At 62.0% G+C, this 3,076-nt stretch carries 4 protein-coding genes; all 4 read right to left on the bottom strand.

The features are described from left to right. Nucleotides 1-665, bottom strand: a 665-nt coding sequence (locus NCS28_RS32995; RefSeq protein ID WP_250517963.1) for a succinate dehydrogenase iron-sulfur subunit, incomplete at its 3' end; no start/stop codon positions are given. Between the two features lie 25 nt (nt 666-690). Continuing rightward, nucleotides 691-2,466: a succinate dehydrogenase flavoprotein subunit gene (gene sdhA / locus NCS28_RS32990; RefSeq protein ID WP_250517962.1), complete on the bottom strand. Its 1,776-nt coding sequence runs from the start codon at nt 2,464-2,466 to the stop codon at nt 691-693. A 5-nt stretch (nt 2,467-2,471) separates the two neighbouring features. Next, nucleotides 2,472-2,840, bottom strand: coding sequence for a succinate dehydrogenase, hydrophobic membrane anchor protein (gene sdhD, locus NCS28_RS32985; protein ID WP_250517961.1), 369 nt, complete (start codon nt 2,838-2,840; stop codon nt 2,472-2,474). A 2-nt stretch (nt 2,841-2,842) separates the two neighbouring features. Beyond that, nucleotides 2,843-3,076: succinate dehydrogenase, cytochrome b556 subunit (gene sdhC / locus NCS28_RS32980; protein ID WP_250517960.1), on the bottom strand; the 234-nt coding region annotated here is incomplete at its 5' end.

The following is a 3,076-nucleotide window of genomic DNA, read 5'->3' as shown; positions in this document are numbered from 1 at the left end:
CCGATCGCCTTGGTCGGATTGAGCCCCTTCGGGCACACGTCGACGCAATTCATGATCGTGTGGCAACGGAACAGACGATACGGGTCTTCCAGGTTGTCCAGGCGTTCGCCCGTCGCCTGATCGCGGCTGTCCGCAATGAAGCGATAGGCTTGCAGCAAGCCCGCCGGGCCCACGAACTTGTCCGGGTTCCACCAGAAGCTCGGGCACGACGTCGAGCAGCTCGCGCACAGGATGCACTCGTACAGGCCATCCAGTTCGTCGCGCTCCACCGGCGACTGCAGGCGTTCTTTCTCGGGCGGCGGCGTATCGTTGATCAGGTACGGCTTGATCGAATGATACTGGTTGAAGAACTGCGTGAAGTCGCAGATCAGATCGCGCACCACCGGCAGCCCCGGCAGCGGACGCAGCACGATTCGCTGCGGCAATTCATTCAGATTCGTCAGACACGCGAGGCCGTTCTTGCCGTTGATGTTCATCGCGTCCGAACCGCACACGCCTTCGCGGCACGAGCGACGGAACGACAGTGTTTCATCGAGCGCCTTCAGCTTCACCAGCGCGTCCAGCAACATGCGCTCATGCTCCAGTTCGAGCTCGTACGTCTGCATGCGCGGCGCCGCGTCCTTGTCCGGATCGTAGCGATAGACTTCAAAAATTCTCTTTGCCATTTCGATTTCCTTGCGCTCTCGTGCCTTAGAAGGTACGCGCCTTCGGCGGCACCGATTCGACCGTCAGCGGCTTCATCTGCACCGGCTTGTAATCCAGGCGATCGCCCTCGCTGAACCACAGCGTGTGACGCATCCAGTTCTCGTCGTCGCGATGCTCGTAGTCGCTGTGCGCATGCGCGCCACGGCTTTCCTTGCGCGCCTCGGCCGACACCATCGTCGCGCGCGCCACTTCGATCAGGTTCGCCAGCTCCAGCGCCTCGACCTTCGCCGTGTTGAACACCTTCGACTTGTCCTTCAGGTGAACATGCTTCACGCGCTCGGCCAGTTCGCCGATCTTGCCGACACCTTCTTCGAGCAGCTTCGACGTGCGGAACACGCCCGCATGCGCCTGCATCGACGCGCGGATGTCGTTGGCGATGTCCTGCGTGTATTCGCCCGAGGTGGACTTCTCCAGCACCGCGAGGCGTTCCATCGCGAAGTCGGCGGCATCGGCCGGCAAGGGCTTGTGCTCTTTCAATTCCTTCGCGTGCTTGATGATGTGGTTACCCGCGGCGCGGCCGAACACGACCAGATCGAGCAGCGAATTCGTGCCCAGACGATTCGCGCCGTGCACCGACACGCACGAGCATTCGCCCACGGCATAGAAGCCGTTGACCGGATCGTCGTAGCCCTTCGCGGTGCCCACGACCTGACCGTGCATGTTCGTCGGAATACCGCCCATCTGATAGTGGATGGTCGGCACAACCGGAATCGGCTCCTTGATGCAGTCGACGTTGGCGAACTTCAGCGCGATCTCGCGAATCGACGGCAGACGCTTCATGATCGTCTCGGCGCCGATGTGCGACAGGTCCAGCAGCACGTGATCCTTGTTCGGACCGACGCCGCGTCCTTCCTTGATCTCCTGATCCATCGAGCGCGAGACGAAGTCGCGCGGCGCGAGATCCTTCAGCGTCGGTGCATAGCGCTCCATGAAGCGATCGCCGTTCGCGTTACGCAAGATGCCGCCTTCGCCGCGCACGCCTTCGGTGATCAGCACGCCCGCGCCGGCGACGCCCGTCGGATGGAATTGCCAGAACTCCATGTCCTGCAACGCGATGCCCGAACGCGCGGCCATGCCGAGACCATCGCCCGTATTGATGAACGCATTCGTCGATGCCGCGAAGATACGGCCCGCGCCGCCCGTGGCGAACAGCGTCGTCTTGCCTTCGAGAATGTAGACGTCGCCCGTTTCCATCTCCAAGGCGGTCACGCCGAGCACGTCGCCGTCGGCGTCGCGGATCAGATCCAGCGCCATCCATTCGACGAAGAAGTGCGTTTTAGCCGCGACGTTCTGTTGATACAGCGTGTGCAGCAAGGCGTGACCCGTACGGTCGGCGGCGGCGCATGCGCGCTGAACAGGCTTCTCGCCGTAATTCGCCGTATGCCCGCCGAACGGGCGCTGATAGATCGTGCCGTCCGGATTGCGGTCGAACGGCATGCCCATGTGTTCGAGCTCGTACACCGCGTTGGGCGCTTCGCGGCACATGAACTCGATCGCGTCCTGATCGCCGAGCCAGTCGGAGCCCTTGATGGTGTCGTAGAAGTGATAGTGCCAGTTGTCTTCGCTCATGTTGCCGAGCGATGCGCCGATGCCGCCTTGCGCCGCGACCGTATGCGAGCGCGTCGGAAACACCTTGGACAGCACCGCCACCGACAGACCCGCGCGCGCGAGTTGCAGCGATGCGCGCATGCCCGAGCCGCCCGCGCCGACGATGACCACGTCAAAGCGACGACGCGGCAGGGAAGTCTTGATTGCAGCCATGTTCTTTAAACTCTCCAGAGAATCTGTGCAGCGTAGCCGGCGCATCCGATCAGCCACAGGACGGTCAATACCTGCAGCAACAGGCGCACGCCCATCGGCTTGACGTAATCCATCCAGATGTCGCGCATGCCGACCCACGCGTGATAGAAGAGGCAAAGCAAGGCCACGAAAGTCGCGAGCTTCATCCACTGCGTCGCGAAGATGCCCGCCCAGCCTTCATAGGAGAAGTTGTGCGCGCCGAAGAACCAGAACAACAGAATGACCGTATAGACGGCCATCACGACCGCGGTGATGCGTTGCGCGAGCCAGTCGCGCAGACCGTAATGCGCGCCCACGACGAGGCGCTTGGGGCCAACCCGATTTTGCGTTGCCATGTTTAGAACACTCCGAAGATCTTGAGGGCCATCGCGAGCGTGAGCAACAGCGAAACGATCAGCACGATGAGCGCGGTCTGCTTGCCGCCTTCCTTATTGACCGCGACGTGGGTGTCGAGCAGAAGGAAGCGGATGCCCGCGCAGAAGTGATGCAGATACGCCCACGACAGCACGAGCGTGACGATCTTGACGATGGGGTTGGCGAGAAAGCCCTTGAACGCGTCGAACGAGATTTC

Origin of the sequence: Caballeronia sp. INDeC2 (assembly GCF_023631325.1) — a bacterium.
In the GTDB taxonomy this organism is placed as follows: Bacteria; Pseudomonadota; Gammaproteobacteria; order Burkholderiales; family Burkholderiaceae; genus Caballeronia.
Note: the sequence above shows the minus strand (reverse complement) of the source record. Positions and strands in the feature narration are given on the sequence as shown.